Source organism: Bartonella bilalgolemi (assembly GCF_023500045.1).
GTDB lineage: Bacteria > Pseudomonadota > Alphaproteobacteria > Rhizobiales > Rhizobiaceae > Bartonella > Bartonella bilalgolemii.
This window is the reverse complement of sequence record NZ_JAMCOF010000031.1, coordinates 1-1,148: the sequence shown is the minus strand read 5'-3', so window position 1 is coordinate 1,148 and position 1,148 is coordinate 1. Positions and strand designations below refer to the sequence as shown.

1 pseudogene is annotated in these 1,148 nt (G+C 40.7%); it reads left to right on the top strand.

Annotated features, from left to right (window positions below):
• Nucleotides 1-1,148 (top strand): annotated as a pseudogene (locus M4Z11_RS07335) (adhesin); the annotation flags it as partial.

Genomic DNA, 1,148 nt, shown 5'->3' with positions numbered 1-1,148 from the left:
TTCGACAGAAGCTGTAACAGGCAAGCAGCTTTATAAGACTAATAGCGATCTTACTGAAACCACAGGAAAAATTGAAGGTCTGACTACGAGTGTAACGAACGTACAAGGTGATGTAAGCAAGATAGCTCAGAATGCTTCTAACTATTTAGGAGGCGGAGCGGATCTTCTGAAGGAAACAGCCCCGACGTATAAGATTCAAAAACAAGATTACAAGAATGTGGGTGAAGCCTTTGCCGGTGTTGATGATTCACTTTCAGAGCTTTATCAGGAGCTTTCAGGTATTGGAGGTAAGGGCATTGTTCAGCAGAAAGGAAGTAGGAATGGCCTCATTACGATAGGAGAAAACCTATCTGGTACAAGAGTCACTTTGAGGAACAAAGATGGTGAGGGTCGGACCCTTTCCGGCTTGAGGGATGGCGTACTTTCGGAGCTCTCGACAGAAGCGATTACTGGTGGACAGCTTTATGCATTAAATCAGCAACTTGCTAACTATTTTGGAGGTGGTGCAGAATATGGAGCTAACGGATGGACTAATCCAAAGTTTGAAGTTGTTCAATTTAATTTTGGCGGTAAAGCTGGTGAGAAGACATATGAGACCTATAATAATGTAGCTGATGCTTTTGGTGGTGTTAACAAAAGTATGGAAGACCTAAATAATCGTATTGATGGTGTCGAGAAGCAAACAGAACAGAATGGTTTAAACTGGAATGAAGGTAAAGGTGCTTATGATGCAAGTCGAAAGGATGAAAAAGGACAGCTTGCCAACAGTAAGATTACCGGTGTTAAAGATGGAGAAATATCAAAAGGCTCTAGCGATGTTGTTACTGGAAATCAGCTTTGGGAAACGAACGAAAAAGTAGATGGGATTGAAAAAGACGTAAAGGATCTTAAAGACACAGTTCAGGGTTTTGAGAATTCAGTTGGCCAAATGGCAGAGGGTACTGTTCAATATGATAAAAATGAAAATGGGAAGAAAACGAATAAAATCACTTTAGCAGGTGGTGATGCAAATGCTCCTGTCGTGATTGATAATATTGGCGATGGTAAAGTTGAAAAAGGTTCGAAAGAAGCCATTAATGGTGGGCAGTTATACGAGAAAATGGAAACTGTTCTCGATGATGCAAAAAAATATACAGATGAAAAGGTGG